Below are 22483 nucleotides of genomic sequence, written 5' to 3' on the forward strand. Positions count from 1 at the left end.
CGACCGCACGCGCCAGCCCGGGGTCCCGCGGCACGACGCCCGCCAGGGGCAGGCCCAGCGCCGCTTCGGCCTCTGCGCCGTCGACCCAGCCGGGGGCGGGTCCGCGCGCGACCACCCGGACGTCGTTCGCGCCGGCGGCTCGCAGGCGGTCACGGACCCGCTGCGCGCCGACCGCGGCGGGCAGGGTCAGCGGTACGACGAGCAGGATCAGGTCGCACCCGGCGACCAGCGTCCGGACCGCCGCGCCGTCGTGACCGAGGTTCTCCCCCGCCGGTCCCGTCCCCCGTCGGGTCGCGGCACCCCAGGCGGCGGGGCGCGGCAGATCGAGCACCGGGGACTCGCCGGACCGGACGAGCCCGCGGCAGACGTCGAGCACGACGTCGTCGTCCGGCGGCTCGCTCCGGGCCGTGCCGCTCAGCACGGGCACGGCGCCCCACCGTGGCAGCGCCGCGACGACGCCCGCACCGTCGACGTCGCCGCGCGCCTCGGCGAGGTCGGGCCAGCGGGCGCCCGGCGCCCGCTCCGTGCCGAGGGCGAGGTCGATGCCCGGCCCGTGGGCGTCCAGGTCGACGAGGGTGGCCCGCTCGCCCCGCCGGCGCAGCCCGTGGGCCGCGCATGCCGCCACCACCGACGCGCCCGCACCGCCGCACGCCCCGACCACACCGATCATCCGACCTGGTCCTGCCGCTCCGCCGATCATCGCCGCCCCCTCACCCGACCCCCGCCGGCTCGTGCCCCGGGCGTGGTCGCCCGGCTTCCGATGACGAGCCTGGACGGTGTGCGGGTGGCGGCGGGGCCGCGTGCCGGCGGTCTGTGCACAAGCCGGGTCGAGGGGCTCCTGTGGTCGGCCTCCCCGGGGCGGAGGAGCGTCCCGACGGTCCGTCGGGCGGCCGGACGACCTGCGCCGGGCGCCGTTACCGCGCTCGCCCGGGACACGCCGCTAGGCTCGGCGGGTGACCGAGCAGGTTCCCCGTACCGCACCGCACGCCGCCACGCGCACCGCACGCGCGGCCGCCTTCTTCGACCTCGACAAGACGATCATCGCGACGAGCTCGTCGGCCGCCTTCTCCAAGCCGTTCCTCGCGGGCGGGCTGCTCTCGCGCGCGGACATGCTGCGCAGCGCCTACGCCCACTTCGTCTTCATGATCGGCAACGCCGACGCCGACCAGACCGAGCGGATGCGTGCCCACCTGTCCTCGCTCGTCACGGGCTGGGACGTCGAGAAGGTGCGGCAGATCGTCGCGGAGACGGTGCACGAGCTGATCGACCCCTACGTCTACGCCGAGGCCGTCGAGCTCATCGCCGAGCACCACGCCGCGGGGCGCGACGTCGTGGTGGTCTCCGCGTCGGCGGCCGTGCTCGTGGAGCCGATCGCCGCGGTGCTCGGCGCCGACCACGTGCTCTCGACGCAGATGACGGTCGAGGACGGCCGGTTCACGGGTGAGATCGACTTCTACAACTACGGGGACAACAAGGCCGTGGGCCTGCGGCGGCTGGCCGCGCGCGAGGGCTACGACCTCGCGCAGAGCTACGCGTACTCCGACTCGATCACGGACGCCCCGATGCTGGCGGCCGTCGGCCATGCGTACGTGGTCAACCCCGACCGGCTGCTCCGCCGGCGCGCCCTCCAGTCGGGGTGGGGCGTCCTGGCATTCGTCCGGCCGGTCGCGCTGCGCCCGCGGATCCGCCCCGTCCCGGTCATCGCCGTGGTCGCCGGCGTCGCGCTCGGCGTCACGGTCTGGCTCACGTGGCGCGCGCTCCGCCGCCGCGCCCGCGCGGCGTAGAGCTGCGCCCGCAGGGAAACGCTCGACATCGCCCTGGCCGTCAGGGCAGCCTCCGTCCCATGTCGTCGAACTGAGCGTCGCCTCGCCACGCGCCCACGGCGCGTCCTTCCCGCACGCCCTTCGACGACAGGATTCCCATGGCCTTCACCGTGCGCCCCTACAGCCCTGCGGACGAGCGCAGCTGGCTCCGCTGCCGGGTTCTCGCCTTCCTCGACACGCAGTACCACGACGACGTCAAGCAGCACCGGACGAGCTTCACCCAGCCCGCCGTGACCCTCGTCGCCGTCATCGACGACGAGGACGTCGTGGGTCTCATCGACATCGAGATCGACGGTCCGGCCGCGACGATCGACACCGTCGCCGTCCACCCCGACCACGCGCGACGCGGCATCGGCACGGCGCTGCTCGCAGCCGCCCTGCCGGACGCCGTGGCCGCGGGCGCCACCACGGTCGACGCCTGGACCAGGGAAGACCCGGCCGCCAACGCCTGGTACACAGCCTCGGGCTTCGTCGAGAGCGAGCGCTACCTCCACGTGTACAAGGAGCACGACGAGCCGACGGCCGGCTTCGCGACACCCGTGGGACTCTCCGCGCCGGTCACGGCCTTCATGCACGCCGGCATCTCCAGCGAGACCGAGCTACGCGCCCGGTTCCGGCGCGTCCACGTCTGCCGCCGCTACGTCCGGCGGCTCACCGCCGCGACGCCGCGCTGACGGCGATTCACCCAGCCCTCCGCCGCAGAACGGTCAAGCAAACGTAAGGCAGAAGATTTTCGCGCCCAATTGCCCGCATGACAGGAATTGGCAATTGTGAAGATCGCTCCGCCCCGGTTGCATTTGTGTGCGTCAGGCAGTGTGATTGTGTTCACAGCAAGTATTCAGGACGGAAGGGACTGCGTGAACGCGGTCACCCCGTCCCGATGGCGAGAGCGGTATCCGGCTTGAGGCTGCTCCCGGACTCCGTACTCGTGGGCCGAGATCTCGCCACCGTAGTGGCCGGGCCCTCGCACTTCCGGATCGCGAACGGACATTGCGAGGAGCCCGGCCGCACGGCGAATCGTTTCGCGGAATGCGTCCCGGCGAGAAACAATTACCCCGGACGGCATTCGGCCCGGCGGCCCCTCACCGCCACTGCGCTCGCAGGTACTGCGGCTGCACCCCTGCCCCGGACTCCACCGGAGCCGTCCCGGCGTCGACGCCGAGGGCGTGCGCGGCACGCAGCGGCCAGTACGGGTCACGCAGGGCCTCCCGGCCGAGCATCACGACGTCGGCCGACCCCTCGACGAGGATCTGCTCCGCCTGGACCGGCTCGGTGATCAGCCCGACGGCGCTCACGGGGAGGCCCGTGACCTCGCGGACCCGGCGCGCGTGCGGCACCTGGTAGCCCGGACCGACGGAGATCGACGCGGGCGCCACACCACCGGTCGACACGTCCACGAGGTCGACGCCGAGCGGCCCGAGCCGCCCGGCCACCGCCGCGACGTCGTCGACGGACAGCCCGTCCTCGCGCCAGTCGGTCGCCGAGAGGCGGACCAGCACCGGCCGCTCGTCGGGCCAGGCGGCGCGCACGGCGCCGACCGTCTCCTCGACCAGCCGGGAGCGCCCGTCGGCCGAGCCGCCGTAGGCATCGGTGCGGGAGTTGGCCAGTGGCGAGAGGAACTGGTGCAGCAGGTACCCGTGCGCGGCGTGCACCTCGACCACGTCGAAGCCCGCCTCGAGCGCGCGGCGGGCGGCGGCCGCGAACTGCTCGGGCACGTCGGCGACCTGCTCGGGCGTCATCTCGGCCGGCACCGCGTAGCCGGGGAACGCCTCGGCGGACGGGGCGAGCGTCGGCCAGCCGCCGTCGGCCTCGGGGACGCTCCCCCGCGCGTCCGCCCACGGGCGGAACGTGGACGCCTTGCGCCCGGCGTGCGCGAGCTGGACGCCGATGTGCGCCCCGCGCGCGTGCACGAAGTCGACGACCCGCCGCCATCCCTCGATCTGCGCGTCGTTCCACAGGCCGGTGTCCTGGGGCGAGATCCGCCCCTCCGGCACGACGGCGGTCGCCTCGGTCATCACGAGACCGAACCCGCCGGTCGCACGCGCACCGAGGTGGACGAGGTGCCAGTCGCCGGGCATCCCGTCCTGCGCCGAGTACTGGCACATCGGCGCCAGCCACGCGCGGTTGGGCAGGGTCAGGCCACGGAGGGTGATCGGTTCGAGAAGGAGGCTCACACCCGCCAACGTAACCGCTCGTCACCCCGCTCCGGAGGCGGCCGTGAGCAGCGTCTCAGGACGTGACACCGGGTTGTGAGGACTGTCACCGTGCGGGGCTACACTCACCGACCAGAGACATCGTCAAGGCAGTCCCAAGACCTGCCTTGGCCGACCGCGACGACGACGCGCACCGGAGGGCACCGTGACAGACACCAACCCGACGTCGAGCCCCAGCCTCGAGAACCTGCTGCACGAGACCCGGAGCTTCCCGCCGAGCGAGGAGTTCGCCGCCCAGGCGAACGCGACGGCGGACCTGTACGAGAAGGCGTCGGCCGACCGCCTGGCGTTCTGGGCCGAGCAGGCGAACGACCTCCTGACGTGGACGACGCCGTTCACCGAGACGCTGGACTGGAGCGGCGCCCCGGTCGCGCGCTGGTTCGCCGACGGCACGCTGAACGCCGCCTACAACGCCGTCGACCGGCACGTGGAGGCCGGGCTCGGCGACCGCGTGGCGATCCACTTCGAGGGCGAGCCGGGGGACACCCGCACGGTCACCTACGCGGACCTGCAGCGCGAGGTGTCGCGCGCGGCGAACGCCCTCACCGAGCTCGGCGTGCAGACCGGTGACCGCGTCGTCATCTACCTGCCGATGCTGGTCGAGTCGGTCGTCGCCATGCTGGCCTGCGCGCGCGTCGGCGCGCCGCACTCCGTCGTGTTCGGCGGCTTCTCGGCGGACGCCCTGCGCAGCCGCATCGCCGACGCCGAGGCCACGCTGGTCATCACGGCGGACGGCGGCTTCCGCCGCGGTGCGCCGTCGGCCCTCAAGCCCGCGGTCGACGAGGCGCTCGCGCCGAAGGACGGCGAGCCGGCGACGACGGTGCGCAAGGTGCTCGTCGTGCGCCGCACGGAGCAGGAGGTCGGCTGGGTCGAGGGCCGCGACGTCTGGTGGCACGAGGCGCTGGAGGCGGCGTCCGACCAGCACGAGCCCGTCGCCGTCGAGGCGGAGCACCCGCTGTTCATCCTGTACACCAGCGGCACGACGGGGAAGCCGAAGGGCATCCTCCACACCACGGGCGGCTACCTCACGCAGGCCGCGTACACCCACAAGAACGTGTTCGACCTCAAGCCCGAGACCGACGTCTACTGGTGCACGGCCGACGTCGGCTGGGTGACCGGCCACTCCTACGTGGTCTACGGCCCGCTCGTGAACGGCGCCACCCAGGTGCTCTACGAGGGCACGCCGGACACCCCGCACCGGGGCCGCTGGTGGGAGCTCGTCGAGAAGTACAAGGTGTCGATCCTGTACACGGCACCGACCGCGATCCGCACCTGCATGAAGTGGGGCGACGACATCCCGGGCGGCTTCGACCTGTCCTCGCTGCGCGTGCTGGGCTCGGTGGGCGAGCCCATCAACCCCGAGGCCTGGATGTGGTACCGGCGCGTCATCGGCGGTGACCGCACCCCCATCGTCGACACGTGGTGGCAGACCGAGACCGGCGCCATCATGATCAGCCCGCTGCCCGGCGTCACGGCCGCCAAGCCCGGCTCGGCGCAGGTCCCGCTGCCCGGCATCGTGGCCGACGTCGTCGACGACGAGGCCAAGCCCGTGCCCGACGGCGGCGGTGGCTACCTCGTGCTGTCAGAGCCGTGGCCCTCGATGCTGCGCGGCATCTGGGGCGACCTGGAGCGGTACAAGGAGACGTACTGGTCGCGCTTCGAGGGCCTGTACTTCGCGGGCGACGGCGCCAAGAAGGACGAGGACGGCGACATCTGGCTGCTGGGCCGTGTCGACGACGTCATGAACGTCTCGGGCCACCGCCTGTCCACCACCGAGATCGAGTCGGCGCTGGTGTCGCACGAGATCGTGGCGGAGGCCGCGGTCGTGGGAGCGGCGGACGACACCACCGGTCAGGCCGTCGTCGCGTTCGTCATCCTGCGCGGTGGCCACGCGGACCGGGCGGGGACGCCCGAGGGCTCGGCCGAGGTGCAGAAGGAGCTGCGCGACCACGTGGGCAAGGAGATCGGCCCCATCGCGAAGCCCAAGCGGATCCTCGTGGTGCCGGAGCTGCCCAAGACGCGGTCCGGCAAGATCATGCGTCGCCTGCTGCGCGACGTCGCGGAGAACCGGGCCGTCGGCGATGCCACGACGCTCGCGGACTCCTCGGTGATGGATCTCATCACCGCGGGCCTCGCCTCGCCGTCGGCCTCCTCGGAGGACTGACCGGCACGACGCGGCACGGCAGGGCGGTGGTGACGGCACACGTCGCCACCGCCCTGCCGCGCTGACGAGCAGGCCGACGAGCAGGCCGGCACGCGCGTCGGCACGCCACCGGCACCAGGGGCAAGATAGGCAGATGCGTATCGCCGCCCCCATCGAGATCGGTCCGCTCGACGCCGAGGCCCAGCAGTCCGTCCGCGAGCTCGCTGCCACGGCCGAGGCCCATGACGGTGTCGCGCCGCTCTCGGAGCAGCCCCTGCTGAACCTCGGCACCGACGCGGAGTGGATCACGCACGTCGTGGCGCACACGCCGGCGGGCAGCACCGTCGGGTACGTGCAGATCGACCGGTCCGGCCCCACCGCGAGCGCCGAGCTCGTGGTCCACCCGGAGCACCGGCGCCACGGCCGCGGGCGGGTCCTCCTGCGCACGGCCGAGCGCGACGCGACGCTGCCCGCCCGGTCCGGCGAACCCGGTCAGCACGGCAAGGAGCTGCGTGTCTGGGCGCACGGCGACCTCGAGCCCGCCCGCGCCTTCGCGCGGGCGCAGGGCCTGCGACCGGTGCGGGAGCTCCTCTTCCTGGCCCGGCCGCTGGACGCGGCGCCGCCCACGGCCGCCGCGGCCGCCGACGAGCCCGGCTACCGCCTGCGCACCTTCCGGCCCGGTACGGACGACGAGGCGTGGCTGCGCGTCAACGCGCGCGCGTTCGCGTCCCACCCGGAGCAGGGGCGGATGTCGCTCGACGACCTGCGTGCGCGCCAGGCCGAACCGTGGTTCGACCCGGAGGGCTTCTTCCTGCTCGTCCCCGAGGACGGGGCCGACCCGGCCGCGTTCCTGTGGACGAAGGTGGAGGAGCCGGCGCCGGACGGCACGCGCGACGGCGAGATCTACGTGCTGGGCGTCGACCCGGACCACCAGGGCAAGGGGCTGGGTCGTCTGCTGACGGACGTCGGCCTGGCGCACCTGGCACGGTCGGGCGCGACACGGGCCGTCCTCTACGTGGAGGGCGACAACGCGCCGGCCCTCGCGACGTACCGGCGGGCCGGGTTCGAGCGGGCCGCCGTCCACGTGCAGTACGCCCGGGCGTGACGGAGGCTCCGGTCTGCGTATACCCACCGTGCACCCCGCGGTGACACGATGACCTCATGACGGACAGCGCGGGGCGACCGACCGCCAGGATCAGGGACAGGAGGGGCCGATTCGTGAAGCAGAGTCCTCGTTCGACGGCGCCCGTCGACGGCGCACCCCGCAAGAGCTCGGCCGACGACACGGCGGGCGTGCGGCCCGAGGCCACGGCGGCGGAGATCCTGGACCCGCGCTCCGTGGAACCGAGCCTCGCCGCGCACATCGCCGAGCACATCGCCGAGAGCCCCGAGGGCACCTCGCTGCTGGAGCCGCAGCGTGGTGAGCCGCTGCCCGTCGACCGGTTCGCCGACCGTGAGCTGAGCTGGCTCGCGTTCAACCAGCGTGTGCTCGAGCTCGCGGAGGACACGAACATCCCGCTGCTGGAGCGCGTCCGGTTCCTCGCCATCTTCGCCTCGAACCTGGACGAGTTCTTCATGGTGCGCGTCGCGGGCCTCAAGCGCCGCATCGCGACGGGCATCGCCGTCACCAGCGCGTCGGGCCTGAGCCCGCGCCAGGTGCTGTCGGCCGTCTCCGAGGAGGCGCACCGCCTCATGGAGCGGCACGCGCGGGTGTTCGAGAACGAGGTGCGGCCGGCCCTGGCGGGCGAGGGCATCACGCTCGTGCACTGGGACGAGCTGGACGGCAAGGAGCAGGAGCGCCTGCACAAGTTCTTCCGCAAGCAGATCTTCCCGGTGCTCACGCCGCTGGCGGTCGACCCGGCGCACCCGTTCCCCTACATCTCGGGGCTCTCGCTCAACCTTGCCGTCGTGGTCGCGAACCCGGCGACCGGCAAGGAGCACTTCGCGCGCGTCAAGGTTCCGCCCCTGCTGCCCCGCTTCATCGCGGTAGACGCGTCCGGCAAGCCGCGACGGCCCGGCACCAGGAAGGCCGACCCGCAGCGCGGGCCGCTGTCGTTCGTGCCGCTCGAGGAGGTGATCGCCGAGCACCTCGACCATCTGTTCCCCGGGATGGAGGTCCGCGAGAACCACACGTTCCGCGTGACCCGCAACGAGGACGTGGACGTGGAGGAGGACGACGCCGAGAACCTCCTGCAGGCCATGGAGAAGGAGCTGCTGCGCCGCCGGTTCGGCCCGCCCGTGCGGCTCGAGATCGCCAAGGACATCAGCCCCCGCATCCGCGACCTCATCGTGCGCGAGCTCGGGGTCAAGGAGGAGGAGGTCTACGAGCTGCCTGCGCTGCTGGACCTGACCGGCCTCAACCTCATCGCCGACCTCGACCTCTCGGCGCTGCACTACCCGCCGTTCGTGCCCTCGACGCACCGGCACCTCGCCGAGGTGGAGAGCGCCAAGCCGACCGACGTCTTCGCCGCGATCCGCCGCCGCGACATCCTGCTGCACCACCCGTACGACAGCTTCTCGACGAGCGTGCAGACGTTCCTGGAGCAGGCGGCCGCCGACCCCGACGTCCTCGCGATCAAGCAGACGCTGTACCGCACGTCGGGCGACTCCCCCATCGTGGACGCGCTCATCGACGCGGCGGAGGCGGGCAAGCAGGTGCTCGCCCTCGTGGAGATCAAGGCCCGGTTCGACGAGGAGGCGAACATCTCCTGGGCGCGCAAGCTCGAGGAGGCGGGCGTCCACGTCGTCTACGGCATCGTGGGCCTGAAGACGCACTGCAAGCTCTCGCTGGTCGTGCGTCAGGAGCCGGACGGCTCCCTGCTGCGCTACTGCCACGTCGGCACGGGCAACTACCACCCCAAGACGGCGCGCCTCTACACCGACCACGGCCTGCTGACCTGCGACCCGGACGTGGGCCAGGACCTGACCCGGCTGTTCAACCAGCTCTCGGGCTATGCCCCGAAGTCGACGTTCCACCGGCTGCTGGTCGCGCCCCGCGCCGTGCGCTCCGGCCTCGTCGAGCGCATCGAGCGCGAGGCGGCGGCCGCCCGCGCCGGGCACGACGCGTGGGTCAAGATCAAGGTCAACTCGGTGGTCGACGAGACGATCGTCGACGCGCTCTACCGCGCCTCGCAGGCCGGCGTGAAGGTCGACCTCGTGGTCCGCGGCATCTGCGCGGTGAAGGTCGGCGTGCCGGGGCTCAGCGAGAACATCCGGGTGCGGTCCATCCTGGGCCGCTTCCTGGAGCACTCCCGGATCTTCGCGTTCGCCAACCCGGCGGGCCCGGCGCTCGGCGAGGGCGCGGAGACCGGCCCCGAGGTGTTCATCGGCTCGGCCGACCTCATGCACCGCAACCTGGACCGCCGCGTCGAGACGCTCGTCCGGGTCACCGACCCGGGACACATCGGCGAGCTGATCGGCCTCGTCGACGAGTCCATGGCCGACACCACGGCGTCGTGGCACCTGCTCCCGGACGGCCGGTGGGAGCGGCCGACCGGGCCGGACGGCACCGGCCTGCGCGACCTGCAGTCCGTGCTGATCCAGCGGCAGCGCCGTCGCCTCGAGCCGGCCCGGTGACGAGGCTGCGGTCCAGCGTGGGCACCGAACCCACGACACCGGCCAGGGCCCACACGCCCGTCGTCACGACGGCGGGCGCGCTGGTGTGGCGCCGTCGCGACGGCGAGCTGCAGGTCCAGCTCGTGCACCGGCCCCGCTACGACGACTGGTCCTGGCCCAAGGGCAAGGTGGAGACCGGCGAGTCGCTGCCCGGCACCGCGGTGCGCGAGGTCGCGGAGGAGACTGGACGCCAGATCGTCCTGGGGCGCCCGCTGCCGGGCCTGCAGTACCTCACTCCGGACGGCAGCGTGAAGCGCGTGCACTACTGGGCGGCCCGGCGCGCCCGGAAGAAGCACGACGCGGAGTCGCTCCGTGCCCGCGTGCCGGTCGCGCCGGTGGACCGTACCGAGGTGGACCGGACCGTCTGGCTCCCCGTCGCGGAGGCGGCGCGCCGCCTGACCCGTTCGTCGGACCGCGGGCCGCTCGAGGCCCTCGTCGACGCGGAGGAGAGGGGCGCGTCGCGCACCAGGGCCCTCGTCATCGCACGGCACGGCCGCGCCGTCCCGCGGACGGCGTGGCACGGCGCCGAGCGGGACCGGCCGCTGACGCCCGTCGGGCACGGCCAGGCGGCGGCGCTGGTGCCGGTGCTGGCGGCGTTCGGCGTCCAGCACGTGATCAGCTCGCGGTGGGAGCGGTGCGCCACGACCATCGACCCCTACGTGCGGGCCGCCGGCATGCGCCCGGGCTACAGCGAGTACCTCACCGAGGCGCAGCACGAGCGGTCGCCGTCCCGCGTGGCGGCCACCGTGCGCTACCTCATGGAGGAGGCCGACGAGTCCTCGGCGATCTGCACGCACCGGCCCGTCCTGCCCACGGTCCTCGACGTGCTGCGCCGGCACGCGTCGGACGCCGTCGCCGACGGCCTGCCGACCGCCGACCCGTACCTCGAGCCGGGCGAGGCCCTCGTCGCCCACGTCTCCGACACGCCGGGCGGGCCGCGTGTCGTGGCCGTCGAGACGGTGAGCCCGCCGGTCTGGTGACCGCGGTGGTGGACACACGTTCCATTTCGGCGCACCATCGGACACCATGAGCAGCGACCCACGCCCGCCCAGAAGGCCGGCCATGCTGGATCCCCGGGACGCCGAGGCCCTCCCCGGCGAGGTCGACCCCGCCCTGCGGGACGAGGTCGCGCACGCGACGGCGCGCGCCCTCGTGGACCGGGCGCGCACCACCGAGGACCCGCAGGTGGTCGAGCGGCTCATCCACCTCGTCGAGAACGAGGGCCTCGACACCGTCGCCGGCCTCTGGGCCGACGCGGCCCCCGTCTCCCTGCCCGGGTCGCTCTGGCGTCTGTACGTGCTGCGCGAGTGGGTCCGCCGGGACATGCCGACCGTCATGCTGCGGTATCGGCTCGGTGTGGAGGCCGCACCCGTGCAGGAGGCCGTCGCCGGCGTCCCCAGCCCGCCCGAACCCCGCGACCTGCAGGTACTGGCCGACGCCGTGCTGTCGGGCGTCTTCACGGGCGACCTCGCCGTCGCGCTCGAGCGGGCCGGCGCCTTCTGCCGCATCCTGTCCACCGGCGCGGCGTTCGACGCCGACTCCCGCGAGGTCGCCGACCCGGGCGGCGCGACCCGTATGACACGCAGCGCGAGCTCGCTCCTGCGCACCGCCGAGGAGCTGGAGCACGCGGGCGACCTGTGGCGGTCCGGGTCCCTCGAGTGAGGTCCGCGGCCCGGGTGTGACGTCCGACCCCCTTGGCAGATCCCCGCACGCCATTAGGATGGTTCAGGCGACGCCGGGCTGCGGTAGCCCCGGGCTCCACCTCAAGCCGCTACGAGCGGCCCCGCGCCGAGAGGCGCTCCCGGTTCGGCGTCGCTCCAACCTCTCCCCGGCCTGACGGCCGACGCGCGCTCCCGTGCTGTGCGGGCGGGCCTGTGCCGTTCGTCACGAGTCGGCCAAGCCTGACCTTGCAAATTGGCGATAGTCGGCAACCGCCCTACGCTGAGCACGTTCCAGAGCACTCACACCGGGAGCCCTCGTGCGCCTTACTCCGCGCGACACCACGTACTTCGATCTTCTCGCCGCCTCGGCCCAGCACCTGGTCAGGGGGGCGTCGCTGCTGGCAGAGCTGCTCGGCGCGGACCGACCCGGGCGCGAGAAGCTCGCCGAAGAGATGCACGACGTCGAGCACCTGGCGGACGACGCCACCCACTCGATCATGCGACGTCTCAACCAGACGTTCGTGACGCCGTTCGACCGCGAGGACATCTCCGGACTCGCCTCGGCGCTGGACGACTGCATGGACGAGATGGACGAGGCCGCCGACCTCATCGTCCTCTACAAGGTGGACGCCCTGCCGGACCGCGTGTCCGAGCAGGTGCAGGTCCTCCAGCGGTGCGCGGAGCTGACGGCGGAGGCCATGCCCCGCCTGCGCTCGATGGACAAGCTGGCCGACTACTGGGTCGAGGTCAACCGCCTCGAGAACCAGGCGGACAAGCTGCACCGCAAGCTCATCGCCCAGCTCTTCGACGACCTCGCCGGCGACCCCGTGCAGCTCATGAAGCTGAAGGAGATCGTCGAGTGCCTCGAGAACGCGGCCGACAGCTTCGAGAAGGTCGCCAACATGGTCGAGACGATCGCCCTCAAGGAGTCGTGAGGTGGAGGTCGCTCTCGTCGTCCTCGTCGTCGCTCTCGCCCTGAGCTTCGACTACACCAACGGCTTCCACGACGCCGCCAACGCCATCGCGACCTCCGTCTCGACCAGGGCGCTGACCCCGCGCGTCGCGCTGCTCATGGCGGCCGTCATGAACTTCACGGGTGCCCTGCTGGGCACCGAGGTCGCCGAGACCATCGCCAAGTCGATCGTCAACCTCGAGGGTGCGGGCACGCACGCCGAGCTCGCCGTCGTCCTGTGCGCCCTGGTCGGCGCCATCGTGTGGAACCTCATCACCTGGTGGTTCGGCCTCCCGTCGTCGTCCACGCACGCCCTCATCGGTGGCCTGGTCGGCGCGGGTCTCGCCGGCGGCATGAGCGTCTACTGGTCCGCGATCGTGGACAAGGTCGTGCTGCCGATGATCGTCTCGCCGGTGGTCGGCTTCGGCCTCGCCTTCTTCGCGATGATCGGTGTCCTGTGGCTCTTCCGGAACGCGGCGCCCGCCCGGGCGCACCGCCGCTTCCGGATCGCCCAGACGGCGTCCGCCGCCGCGATGGCTCTGGGCCACGGCCTGCAGGACGCCCAGAAGACGATGGGCGTCATCTACCTGGCGCTGCTGACCGTCGGCTGGGCCGACCCGGCCGACGGCATCCCGCTGTGGGTCAAGCTGTCGGCCGCCGCCGCCATCTCCGCGGGCACCTACTCGGGCGGCTGGCGCATCATGCGCACGCTGGGCCGCAGGATCATCGAGCTCGACCCGGCCCGCGGCTTCGTCGCCGAGTCGGTGTCCGCGCTCGTGCTCTACGTCAACGCGTTCGCGCTGCACGCCCCGGTCTCGACCACGCACACGATCACCTCGGCGATCATGGGTGTCGGCGCGACCCGCCGGCTGTCCGCCGTCCGCTGGGGCGTGGCCAAGAACATCGCGGTCGCCTGGGTGCTCACCATCCCGGCCGCCGCCACGGTCGCCGCGCTCACCACGTGGGCGCTGTGGCCGCTGCTCACCTGACCCGCGTCAGACACCTGTCAGGTGAGGTGCCCGTCGCTCCCCGCGCGACCTGCGCGGGGTGCGACTTAGCATCGAAAACATGAGCACCGCCTCCTCGGCCCCGCAGGCCGACGCCAGATCCGCCCGTCGCAAGGCGACCGCCCTCGCGGTCGCCGCCGCGGTGGGCGGATTCCTTTTCGGCTTCGACAGCTCCGTGATCAACGGCGCCGTGAACGCGATCGAGGGCCAGTTCGAGCTCGACCCGTCGGTCACCGGCTTCGTCGTCGCCATCGCCCTGCTCGGTTGCGCCCTCGGCGCCTGGGCGGGCGGCCGGCTGGCCGACCGGTGGGGCCGCACCCACGTCATGGTGCTCGGCTCGGTGCTGTTCTTCGTCTCGTCCATCCTGTCCGCCATCGCCTTCACCGCGTGGGACCTGGCGCTGTGGCGCTTCATGGCGGGTGTGGGCATCGGCATCGCGTCCGTCATCGCACCGGCGTACATCGCCGAGATCGCCCCGGCAGCGATGCGCGGCCGGCTCGGCTCGCTGCAACAGCTCGCCATCACCGTCGGCATCTTCGCCGCGCTGCTCTCGGACCAGCTCCTCGCCGAGTCCGCCGACGGCGCCGCCAACGTGCTGTGGCTCGGCTGGGAGGCCTGGCGGTGGATGTTCCTCGTCGCGGTCGTGCCCGCCGCCGTCTACGGCGTCCTCGCGCTCCGCATCCCCGAGTCGCCCCGCTACCTCGCGAGCAAGGGGCGCGACGACGAGGCCCGCGCCGTGCTGGCGAGCGTGCTCGGCCCGGACGAGGACGCCGACGACCGCCTCGCCCAGATCCACCGCAGCATCGCGGCGGACGAGGAGAACGCCGAGAAGGGCACCCTGCGCGGCGGCACGTTCGGGCTCAAGCCGATCGTCTGGGTCGGCATCCTGCTGTCGGTCTTCCAGCAGTTCGTCGGCATCAACGTGATCTTCTACTACTCGACCACCCTGTGGCAGGCGGTCGGTTTCGACGAGAGCCAGGCGTTCCTGGTCTCGACGATCACCGCCGTCACGAACGTCGCGGTCACCTTCATCGCCATCGCGCTCATCGACAAGGTGGGCCGGCGGCCGCTGCTGCTCATCGGCTCGGCGGGCATGGCCCTGTCACTGGGCCTCATGGCCGTCGCGTTCACGCAGGCCACCGGCTCCGGCGAGGACATCTCGCTCAGCGGGCCCTGGGGTGTGATCGCGCTGATCTGCGCCAACGCGTTCGTCGTCTTCTTCGGCGCCTCGTGGGGCCCGCTCGTGTGGGTGCTGCTCGGCGAGATGTTCCCGAACCGCATCCGCGCCGCGGCGCTCGGTGTCGCCGCGGCCATGCAGTGGATCGCCAACTTCGTCATCACCATGACGTTCCCGCCGCTGCTCTCGGCGTTCGGGGCCGCCGTCCCCTACCTCCTGTACGCCGTGTTCGCGGCACTGAGCTTCGTCTTCGTGCTCACCAAGGTGCGCGAGACGAAGGGCGTGGAGCTGGAGGACATGGGCGAGGAGAGCCACTCCCGGGCCTGACCCGGCCACCGGTCACGACGACGGCGCCGCACCCTCTCCGGGTGCGGCGCCGTCGTCGTGTCGCGCACGTCACAGCATCCTCTGCCCGCAAGACCCTTGCATACGGCAACTATCGCGATATCGTTGCCTTAAGCAATCAAATGCGAGGCAGGATGACTTCCACCGAGCGCCGGGCACCGTCCGGCTCCACCACCATCACCGAAGAACCCGCCGTCGCCCTCATCACCGCGCTGCAGAGCCTGTCGCGCGCGCAGCGAGAGGCCGCGGCACGGATCGCGCACGAGCTCAGCTGGCCCCGGTCGGGCGTCGCGGTGCTGCACCTGCTCACCACGTGCGGCCCCACCTCCCTCACCGATGTCGCAGCGCACCTGCGTGTCGACCTCTCGGTCGCGAGCCGGCAGGTCAGCACCCTGGCCGACGGCGGCTACGTCGTCCGGACGGTTGACGCCGACGACCGGCGTGTCCGCACGGTCGAGCTCACCGAGGCCGGGCGGCAGCTCGCCGCCGAGGCCGCGCAGCAGTACACAGCCCTCATCGACCGGGCGTTCGCCGCCTGGTCGACCGACGACCTCGTCGAGGCCACCCGAACGGTGAACCGCCTCGTCGACTCCATCAGCGCGGACACCGCGCACCGGCGCTCGCCCCAGAACCAGCAGGAGTATGTATGACCAGCACCGTCACCACGGAGGCACCCGAGACCGAACCGGGACACCTCGCGGGCGAACCGCCCGCGATGACGCACAGCGAGGTCCTCCGGGCACTGTCCGGGATCCTCCTCGGCATGTTCGTCTCGGTCCTGGCGATGTCCGTCGTGTCGTCGTCGCTGCCGAAGATCATCACCGACCTCGGCGGCGGCCAGTCCGCGTTCACCTGGGTCGTCACGGCCACCCTGCTCACGTCGACCATCTCGACGCCGATCTGGGGCAAGCTCGCCGACCTCACCAACCGCAAGACGCTCATCCAGATCGCGCTCGTCATCTCGGTGCTGTCGGCGGCCGCCGCGGGCTTCGCCCAGGACGCCGGCCAGCTCATCACCTTCCGCGCGTTCCAGGGCATCGGCGCCGGCGGCCTCCAGTCGCTCGCGGCCGTGCTCATCGCCGACATCATCAGCCCGCGCCAGCGCGGCCGGTACATGGGCCTCATGGGCTCCATCATGGGCGTCGGCATGGTCGGCGGCCCGATCCTCGGCGGCTTCCTCACCGACGCCATCAGCTGGCGCTGGAACTTCTTCGTCGGTCTGCCGTTCGCCGTCGCGTCGATCATCGTGCTGCAGATGACGCTCAAGCTGCCGAAGCGGCCTCGCGGGAGCGCGCGGATCGACGTCATCGGCGCCACGCTGATCTCGCTCGGCGTCGCGACACTCCTCCTCTGGATCACCTTCGCGGGCAGCAAGTTCGACTGGCTGTCGTGGCAGACCGCGGCGATGCTCGGTGGCTCCCTGGTCGTCCTCGCGATCGCGGTGCTCGTCGAGCTGCGCGTCAAGAACCCGCTCATCCCGATGTACCTCTTCAAGAACCGCACCCTGGTGCTCGCGGTCATCGGGTCGGTGGCCGTGGGCGTCGCGATGTTCGGCTCGTCGGTGTTCCTCAGCCAGTACATGCAGCTCTCGCGCGGCAAGACGCCGACGGAGTCCGGCCTCTACACCATCCCGATGGTCGTGGGCCTGTTCCTGTCGTCCACGGTCGGCGGGCAGCTCATCTCGCGGACCGGCCGGTACAAGCCGTACATGGTCAGCGGCGCCGTCCTCCTGACGGGCGGCCTGCTGCTCCTGTCGACCCTCGACTACCAGACGTCGTTCGTGCTGGTCTCGATCTACCTGTTCGTGCTCGGCGCCGGCGTTGGCCTCCTCATGCAGAACATGGTGCTGGCGACGCAGAACACCCTGCACATCAAGGACTCCGGCTCGGGCACGTCCACCGTGACGTTCTTCCGGTCCCTCGGCGGCGCGATCGGCGTCTCCGCGCTCGGCGCGGTGCTCGGCCACCGCGTGAAGGTCGGCCTGGAGGACGGTGTCACCGAGATCGCCCCGCAGCTGGCGAAGCAGGGCATCGACCCGTCGGCCTTCCAGTCCGGCGGTGACACCCTCCCCGACCTGTCGACGCTCCCGCCGCTGCTGGTCGAGGTCGTCGAGAAGGCCTACGCGAACGGCATCGCGGAGATCTTCCTGACCGCTGTGCCGCTCGCCGTGGTGGCGCTGATCTGCGTGGTCCTCATCAAGGAGGTCCCGCTGGGCCACCGCTCGGGCATCGACCAGCTCAAGGACCTGGAGCCGGCGGAGTCCTGACGGCTCCGGGGCAGCCTCGTCGAGGCCGGTCCCTCCGCTGCGGTTCGGTACATGCCTGTGCCGACCTGCTTCGGAGGGGCCGGCCTCGACGTCTGCGCAGACGCCCCTGGTCAGAGCGTCGGTGAGGGTGGGCCCCCCGGGGATCGAACCCGGAACCCGCGGAGAAGTGGGAAGCACGTCCCGTGAGGACTTTGGCGTCCCGAACAGGTGCCGGTGTTCCCGGTTGTTCGGGGTCCCCACGAGCTCACGTCGCACACGACGTCGCACATTCTGCGTGGCGGTCGCGTGTGGCTCAGATCGAGCTATGTGGGGTCTATCAGGGTGCGGACGATGGCCGCGACTGCTGCGGTGTCATGGCGGGTGGAATCGTGGCGAGTGACGCGCTCCAGGGAGACCGTGCGCGGCTGCTCGCAGATGGCGTAGGAGCCCGGAGTTACTTCCACACGGGTCGGCCACGGCTTGTCGGCAGAGGTCAGGGGGACCACGATCGCCAGGCGCATGGCGCGGTGCTGCCGCGCGCTGGAAAGCACCAGGTGCGGGCGATGCTTCGCCTGCTCCCGGCCCACGGTCGGGTCCATGGAAAGCCAGATCACGTCGCCGCGCTGAACGGTCACGCGGTGGTCTCCTGGGCCCGGATCATCTGCTCCTCGTCGGCGTACTCGCCCTCGGCCGGCCAGACGCCCTCCTCGCGAGCCTGCGCCTCGTACTCGTCCGGGTCGATGGCGTCCATCGCCTCCCAGAACTGCCGGCGCTCGTGCTCCTCGATCAGAGCTGCCACGGTCTCGTCCGCCGTCTTGAGTGGCTTGCCGTTGAACGTGACGCGTCCGAGCCGCTGCCTCGTGGCGCGTGCAATGGTGATGGTCGTTGTCTCGCTCATGACATCCACAATGACAGATTTCATGGGCGGTGTGAACCCCACATGGGTTGCACCTGCACCCACATGGGTTGCATATGCACCCGCGCGGGGTGTCAGCGCGTCACCCCGGCGATGCGGGTTTGCGACCTCACCATGCTCCTGCTTCGGGGTCCCTGTTCCTCCGTCATCCGTTGGCGCGGGGCACGTCTCGGACACAGGTTCTGCCGGTAGTGCAACAGGTCCCGCTCATCAGGTCTGGTGCGGTGGTGCAGGATGCCGGCGGGACCTGTTGCGCTGGCGGCGGGTTCGGTGTCAGGGTCCCGGTCAAGCCAATGGATGACGGAGGGGCAGGGACCCCGCGGCTCCCTCGATCCTCTTGATTCCGGCAGGTGCCCGCCGGAGGCACATGAGCTGTATGACGAGAGACGGTCTCGACGTACGACCAGTACGAGAGGTTCGCGCGGGTCGACGTCTTCCCGCACATCGGGCAGCTCCGGTTCACCGAGCTCACCACGGGGCGGCTCGATGCCTTCTTGATGGGCCTGTATGAGAGGAAGGGGTTCGCGACGGCGAAGAGCGTCCGCTCTGTACTAAGTGGTACGTGCCGGATGCTCGCCCGGCGTGATCTGCTCCCGTCGAACCCGGTGCGCGACGTCGGTCGGCTGGAGCAGGGCCGGCGCAAGCCTCCTCGTGCGCTGACGGTGGACGAGGCGCTACGGTTCCTCGCGCTCTTGGATGGGAGCGAGTACGCCCGGCGCAACGAGCTGCCCGACATCATGCGGTTCCTGCTCGGCACGGGTGCTCGGATCGGTGAGGCGCTGGCGTTGAAGTGGGAGGACGTGGACCTTGACGCGAACGCGGTGCGGATCGACTGGACGGTCTCGCGGATCCGTGGTGCCGGTCTGGTGCGTGAGGCGGTGAAGACGGAGACCTCGGAGCGCACGCTGCGGCTGCCGGACTGGACCGTGGAGATGCTGCGGAAGCGCAAGAGGGATGCCGCACCGGGGGACCTCGTGTTCCCGAACACTCGCGGCCGGCTCCGCGACGTCGGCAACACGGGCAAGATGCTGCGCAAGGTCCGCGGCGATGACTTCGCCTGGGTCAAGTCGCACACCGCTCGGCGGACGGTGGCCACGCTGCTCGACGATCAGGGCCTGACGGCTCGGGCGATCGCGGACCAGCTCGGCCACGCCCGGCCGTCGATGACGCAGGACGTGTACATGGGGCGGCGGATCGTCGGGGAGGCTCGGAGCCCGCTGGACGGGATGTTTGGCCAGGCGAGCGTGCCTGAGGATGACGGTGATGCAGCGTGATCGAGGGGGCTACGTCGCACACGGTGTCGCACATCTGCGGTATCTGTACGGATTCTCGCGGAGGGCGCCGAAATGAAGTCCCTGGTCAGAGCGTCGGTGAGGGTGGGCCCCCCGGGGATCGAACCCGGAACCCGCGGATTAAAAGTCCGCTGCTCTGCCAGTTGAGCTAGAGGCCCACGCGCCCGGCGCACCGGGCGGCGAGCAGCAAGCCTACCCGCCAGGGCGCGCCGTCGACGTCAGCCACCAGCAGGCCGGGGCACGATAGACGGTCACGCGCACGCTGTCACGCGCTGTCTCACCCAGTGGGAGATATCCGGCCAAACGCGTCTCACGCTTGCGATGACCCCAGGGCCTTGGTTCGGTGGAGTGGTCCGCGGAGAACCAATGTGAGGAGCTCATCGTGCTCACCGTGACTGACAACGCTCGTACCGCCGTCCAGGACCTCGCTCAGCAGGCTGGGGTGCCGGTCGAGGGCGGTCTGCGCATCGCGCAGGCGTCCGGCCAGCCGGGCAACTTCGAGCTCGCGCTGGTTCCGGCGCCGCAGCCCGACGACCAGGTCGTCGACGCCTCCGGCTCCACCAACGTGTTCGTCGAGGCACAGGCGGCGCCCGCACTCGAGGCGCTGACCCTGGACACCGACCCCGCTGCCGAGGGTCCTGGTTTCGTGCTCACGCCCTCGGCGTGACACGCGGCGCCGCAGGGCGCCCTCGCACCGTCGACGAGGCCCCGGGCCACCACCTCACCGGTGGGACCCGGGGCCTCGTCGTGTGCCGGGACCCGGGCGCTACAGGGCGACGCCCAGCGTCCACGACCCGCCCAGGACGAGCGCCCCGAGCGTGACGAGCAGGAACATCGCGACCCAGAAGAGCCCGGGCACCCCGGTGAGCCGCGCGAGCATGTCGGCGTCGGAGGTCCGGGCGTGGCCGCGCGAGCGCTGCACCTGCAGCTCGATCACCGGGCGCACGGCGCCCAGCAGGAGGAACCAGGTCACCGCGTAGGCGACGGCGCTCTGCACCGGCGGCGTGAGGAACCAGGTCACGACGACGAGAGCGGTGCCGCTCACGAGGATCGACCAGAGACCGAACCAGTTGCGGATCTGCAGCAGCAGGAGCGCGAGGAGCACCACGAGCAGCCACAGCAGCCCGACGGCGTAGCCCTGCCGGAGCAGCCACGCGGCGCCGAGGCCGATGATGCCGGGCCCCACGTAGCCGGCGAACGCCGTGATGACCATGCCGGGCCCACGCGCCTTGCCGCGGGAGACCGTCAGGCCGGACGTGTCGGAGTGGAGCCGGATGCCCTCGAGCTTGCGGCCCGTGAGCAGCGCTCCGAGGCCGTGCGAGGCCTCGTGGGCGATGGTGATGACGTGCCGCGTCACGTGCCACAGGGGCCTGAACAGCACGACGACCAGCGCGATCGCGCACATGGCGAGCACCGTCAGGTTCGACGGTGGCTCGACCGGGGTGACCGCGTTGGTCCAGATGGTGCCGAGCACGTCACCGAAGGTGGCGAGCGGCCCGGCCGTGCTGGTCGCTGCGGGAATCATGCGGCACATCGAACCACACCGAACGTGACGTGCGCCGCAGCCCGGTGTCACACCCCCGTGAGATAGTTGTTCCTCGTGGGCGGCTCCAGCCGCCTGCCGTCGTGGCCCTGGCGCGGGGAGAACCCGCCGCCCGGTGTGAGCACGGCGGACCACCGGCGCGAGACGCGCCGCCACCGAGCCCGAGAGGCCCATCTCCTTTGACCACCTTTGCCGACCTCGGTCTGCCCGCGCCCGTCGTGCGCGTCCTGACGGACCGCGGCATCACCTCGCCGTTCCCCATCCAGACGGCATCGCTGCCGGACTCCCTCGCAGGCCGCGACGTGCTCGGCCGCGGCCGCACCGGCTCCGGCAAGACCCTCGCCTTCGCCCTGCCCGTCGTGACGCGCCTCGCGACGTCCGGCGCCCGGGCCGCCGCGGCAGGGCAGCCGCGCCGCGCCGCGGGACGCCCCCGCGCCCTCGTGCTCGCCCCGACGCGCGAGCTCGCCAACCAGATCGACGAGACGGTCGCCCCGCTCGCCCAGGCCCTCGGCCTGAGGACGACGACGATCTTCGGCGGTGTGGCGCAGTCGCGCCAGGTCACGGCGCTCAACGCGGGCGTGGACATCGTCATCGCCTGCCCCGGCCGGCTCGAGGACCTCCTCGGCCAGAAGCACCTCACGCTCGACGACGTCGAGATCACCGTCCTCGACGAGGCCGACCACATGGCCGACCTCGGCTTCCTGCCCGGCGTCAAGCGCATCCTCGACCGGACCGGCGCGCGCACGCAGCGCCTGCTGTTCTCCGCCACGCTCGACAACGGCGTGGACGTGCTGGTCAAGCGTTACCTGCACGAGCCCGTCACGCACTCCGTCGACGAGGCCGCCGCGCCGCCGCCGCAGATGACGCACCACATCCTCGCCGTCTCCGACAAGGAGGCGAAGAAGAACGTGGTGCACCAGCTCGCCCAGGGCACCGGCCGCCGCGTGCTGTTCACGCGAACCAAGCACCAGGCCAAGAAGCTGGCGAAGCAGCTCACCGCGGCGGGCGTGCCCGCCGTCGACCTGCACGGCAACCTCGGCCAGGGCGCGCGCGAGCGCAACCTCGCCGCGTTCTCGTCGGGCGCGGTCAAGGTGCTCGTGGCGACGGACATCGCCGCACGCGGCATCCACGTGGACGACGTCGAGCTCGTCGTGCACGTCGACCCGCCCGCCGAGCACAAGGCCTACCTGCACCGGTCCGGCCGGACGGCGCGCGCGGGCTCCGGCGGCGACGTCGTGACCATCATGCTGCCCGAGGAGCGCGGCGACGTGCGCGACCTCACCCGCAAGGCACGCATCACCGCCCGGCCTCAGGACGTCACGCCCGGCGACGCCACGGTGACCCGCCTGGTCGGCGAGGTCGCGCCGTACGTCGAGTACGTGCCGCCGGCCCCGCAGCAGCAGGGCACGCCCAAGCAGGGCGGTGGGCGGTCCCGCTCGGGTCGCCGCGGCGGCGGCCAGCAGGCTCAGGCGCAGGACGGCCGCCAGGGCAGGCAGCGCAGCCAGGGCGGTCAGCCGGGCGCGCAGCGGGGCGTCGCGCGCCCGGCGTCGG

Annotated in this window: 20 protein-coding genes and 1 tRNA gene; 15 read left to right on the forward strand and 6 right to left on the reverse strand. The window is 71.9% G+C overall.

Annotated elements, in window-relative coordinates:
• On the reverse strand, positions 1 to 700 hold a 700-nt coding region (locus HLB15_RS15380), incomplete at its 3' end, for a CpaE-like family protein (RefSeq protein ID WP_171106645.1).
• A gap of 253 nt (positions 701 to 953) precedes the next feature.
• Between HLB15_RS15380 and HLB15_RS15385 the strand changes: the two genes are divergently transcribed.
• Positions 954 to 1784 carry an HAD family hydrolase gene (locus tag HLB15_RS15385; RefSeq protein ID WP_171106646.1) on the forward strand — a complete coding sequence of 277 codons (831 nt, stop codon included), beginning with the start codon at positions 954 to 956 and terminating at the stop codon, positions 1782 to 1784.
• A gap of 137 nt (positions 1785 to 1921) precedes the next feature.
• Positions 1922 to 2497 carry a GNAT family N-acetyltransferase gene (locus HLB15_RS15390; protein WP_171106647.1) on the forward strand — a complete coding sequence of 192 codons (576 nt, stop codon included), beginning with the start codon at positions 1922 to 1924 and terminating at the stop codon, positions 2495 to 2497.
• 408 nt (positions 2498 to 2905) lie between these two features.
• Here the strand turns inward: HLB15_RS15390 and HLB15_RS15395 are convergent, their stop codons facing one another.
• Positions 2906 to 3997, reverse strand: coding sequence for an NADH:flavin oxidoreductase/NADH oxidase (locus tag HLB15_RS15395; RefSeq protein WP_171106648.1), 1092 nt, complete (start codon positions 3995 to 3997; stop codon positions 2906 to 2908).
• Between the two features lie 184 nt (positions 3998 to 4181).
• Here HLB15_RS15395 and acs point away from each other — a divergent pair, with 184 nt between their 5' ends.
• From acs to HLB15_RS15445, 10 genes are all read left to right on the forward strand, one after another.
• Positions 4182 to 6200, forward strand: a complete 2019-nt coding sequence (gene acs, locus HLB15_RS15400) for an acetate--CoA ligase (RefSeq protein WP_171106649.1) — start codon at positions 4182 to 4184, stop codon at positions 6198 to 6200.
• A 133-nt stretch (positions 6201 to 6333) separates the two neighbouring features.
• A complete protein-coding gene (gene mshD, locus HLB15_RS15405) occupies positions 6334 to 7284 on the forward strand; it encodes a mycothiol synthase (protein WP_171106650.1) in 951 nt (316 codons plus the stop codon).
• Positions 7285 to 7340: 56 nt separating this feature from the next.
• The gene (locus tag HLB15_RS15410; protein ID WP_249360212.1) at positions 7341 to 9755 is read left to right on the forward strand and encodes an RNA degradosome polyphosphate kinase; all 2415 of its coding nucleotides are present in this window, start codon (positions 7341 to 7343) and stop codon (positions 9753 to 9755) included.
• Between the two features lie 17 nt (positions 9756 to 9772).
• The gene (locus HLB15_RS15415; protein WP_171106651.1) at positions 9773 to 10774 is read left to right on the forward strand and encodes an NUDIX hydrolase; all 1002 of its coding nucleotides are present in this window, start codon (positions 9773 to 9775) and stop codon (positions 10772 to 10774) included.
• 82 nt (positions 10775 to 10856) lie between these two features.
• Entirely contained in the window at positions 10857 to 11456 is a 600-nt protein-coding gene (locus tag HLB15_RS15420) for a hypothetical protein (RefSeq protein ID WP_171106652.1), read from the forward strand.
• A gap of 316 nt (positions 11457 to 11772) precedes the next feature.
• On the forward strand, positions 11773 to 12390 hold the full coding sequence (locus tag HLB15_RS15425; protein ID WP_171106653.1) for a DUF47 domain-containing protein: 618 nt from the start codon (positions 11773 to 11775) through the stop codon (positions 12388 to 12390).
• 1 nt (position 12391) lies between these two features.
• On the forward strand, positions 12392 to 13396 hold the full coding sequence (locus HLB15_RS15430) for an inorganic phosphate transporter (RefSeq protein WP_171106654.1): 1005 nt from the start codon (positions 12392 to 12394) through the stop codon (positions 13394 to 13396).
• A 79-nt stretch (positions 13397 to 13475) separates the two neighbouring features.
• On the forward strand, positions 13476 to 14918 hold the full coding sequence (locus tag HLB15_RS15435) for a sugar porter family MFS transporter (RefSeq protein ID WP_171106655.1): 1443 nt from the start codon (positions 13476 to 13478) through the stop codon (positions 14916 to 14918).
• A gap of 152 nt (positions 14919 to 15070) precedes the next feature.
• Positions 15071 to 15586 (forward strand): MarR family winged helix-turn-helix transcriptional regulator, encoded by a 516-nt coding sequence (locus HLB15_RS15440; protein ID WP_171106656.1) that lies wholly within the window; start codon positions 15071 to 15073, stop codon positions 15584 to 15586.
• Positions 15583 to 17202 (forward strand): MDR family MFS transporter, encoded by a 1620-nt coding sequence (locus HLB15_RS15445; protein WP_171106657.1) that lies wholly within the window; start codon positions 15583 to 15585, stop codon positions 17200 to 17202. Before HLB15_RS15440 ends, HLB15_RS15445 begins: the two co-directional genes overlap by 4 nt.
• A 302-nt stretch (positions 17203 to 17504) precedes the next feature.
• Here HLB15_RS15445 and HLB15_RS15450 read toward each other — a convergent pair whose 3' ends face one another.
• Positions 17505 to 17816 carry a type II toxin-antitoxin system PemK/MazF family toxin gene (locus tag HLB15_RS15450; RefSeq protein WP_171106658.1) on the reverse strand — a complete coding sequence of 104 codons (312 nt, stop codon included), beginning with the start codon at positions 17814 to 17816 and terminating at the stop codon, positions 17505 to 17507.
• Positions 17813 to 18079, reverse strand: coding sequence for a hypothetical protein (locus HLB15_RS15455; RefSeq protein ID WP_171106659.1), 267 nt, complete (start codon positions 18077 to 18079; stop codon positions 17813 to 17815). Before HLB15_RS15455 ends, HLB15_RS15450 begins: the two co-directional genes overlap by 4 nt.
• Before the next feature lie 587 nt (positions 18080 to 18666).
• Here HLB15_RS15455 and HLB15_RS15460 point away from each other — a divergent pair.
• Complete coding sequence (locus tag HLB15_RS15460; protein WP_171106660.1) at positions 18667 to 19371, forward strand: tyrosine-type recombinase/integrase; 705 nt, start codon at positions 18667 to 18669, stop codon at positions 19369 to 19371.
• Between the two features lie 103 nt (positions 19372 to 19474).
• Here the strand turns inward: HLB15_RS15460 and HLB15_RS15465 are convergent.
• Positions 19475 to 19547, reverse strand: a tRNA-Lys gene (locus tag HLB15_RS15465).
• 224 nt (positions 19548 to 19771) lie between these two features.
• Between HLB15_RS15465 and HLB15_RS15470 the strand changes: the two genes are divergently transcribed.
• A complete protein-coding gene (locus HLB15_RS15470; RefSeq protein ID WP_171106661.1) occupies positions 19772 to 20056 on the forward strand; it encodes an iron-sulfur cluster biosynthesis family protein in 285 nt (94 codons plus the stop codon).
• 99 nt (positions 20057 to 20155) lie between these two features.
• Here HLB15_RS15470 and HLB15_RS15475 read toward each other — a convergent pair whose 3' ends face one another.
• On the reverse strand, positions 20156 to 20923 hold the full coding sequence (locus tag HLB15_RS15475; RefSeq protein WP_171106662.1) for a M50 family metallopeptidase: 768 nt from the start codon (positions 20921 to 20923) through the stop codon (positions 20156 to 20158).
• 188 nt (positions 20924 to 21111) lie between these two features.
• On the opposite strand from HLB15_RS15475, the gene HLB15_RS15480 reads away from it, so the two are divergent.
• On the forward strand, positions 21112 to 22483 hold a 1372-nt coding region (locus HLB15_RS15480), incomplete at its 3' end, for a DEAD/DEAH box helicase (RefSeq protein WP_249360213.1).

The organism is Promicromonospora citrea, from assembly GCF_013004695.1.
Lineage (GTDB): Bacteria > Actinomycetota > Actinomycetes > Actinomycetales > Cellulomonadaceae > Promicromonospora > Promicromonospora citrea.

What these genes read in the sequence shown, in the direction of transcription:
- HLB15_RS15420 (WP_171106652.1), top strand. Translation starts at nt 10,857, where the DNA reads ATGCTGGATCCCCGGGACGCCGAGGCCCTCCCCGGCGAGGTCGACCCC.
- HLB15_RS15445 (WP_171106657.1), top strand. Translation starts at nt 15,583, where the DNA reads ATGACCAGCACCGTCACCACGGAGGCACCCGAGACCGAACCGGGACAC.
- HLB15_RS15440 (WP_171106656.1), top strand. Translation starts at nt 15,071, where the DNA reads ATGACTTCCACCGAGCGCCGGGCACCGTCCGGCTCCACCACCATCACC.
- HLB15_RS15410 (WP_249360212.1), top strand. Translation starts at nt 7,341, where the DNA reads ATGACGGACAGCGCGGGGCGACCGACCGCCAGGATCAGGGACAGGAGG.
- mshD (WP_171106650.1), top strand. Translation starts at nt 6,334, where the DNA reads ATGCGTATCGCCGCCCCCATCGAGATCGGTCCGCTCGACGCCGAGGCC.
- HLB15_RS15475 (WP_171106662.1), bottom strand. Translation starts at nt 20,923, where the DNA reads ATGTGCCGCATGATTCCCGCAGCGACCAGCACGGCCGGGCCGCTCGCC.
- HLB15_RS15435 (WP_171106655.1), top strand. Translation starts at nt 13,476, where the DNA reads ATGAGCACCGCCTCCTCGGCCCCGCAGGCCGACGCCAGATCCGCCCGT.
- HLB15_RS15460 (WP_171106660.1), top strand. Translation starts at nt 18,667, where the DNA reads ATGCTCGCCCGGCGTGATCTGCTCCCGTCGAACCCGGTGCGCGACGTC.
- HLB15_RS15455 (WP_171106659.1), bottom strand. Translation starts at nt 18,079, where the DNA reads ATGAGCGAGACAACGACCATCACCATTGCACGCGCCACGAGGCAGCGG.
- HLB15_RS15390 (WP_171106647.1), top strand. Translation starts at nt 1,922, where the DNA reads ATGGCCTTCACCGTGCGCCCCTACAGCCCTGCGGACGAGCGCAGCTGG.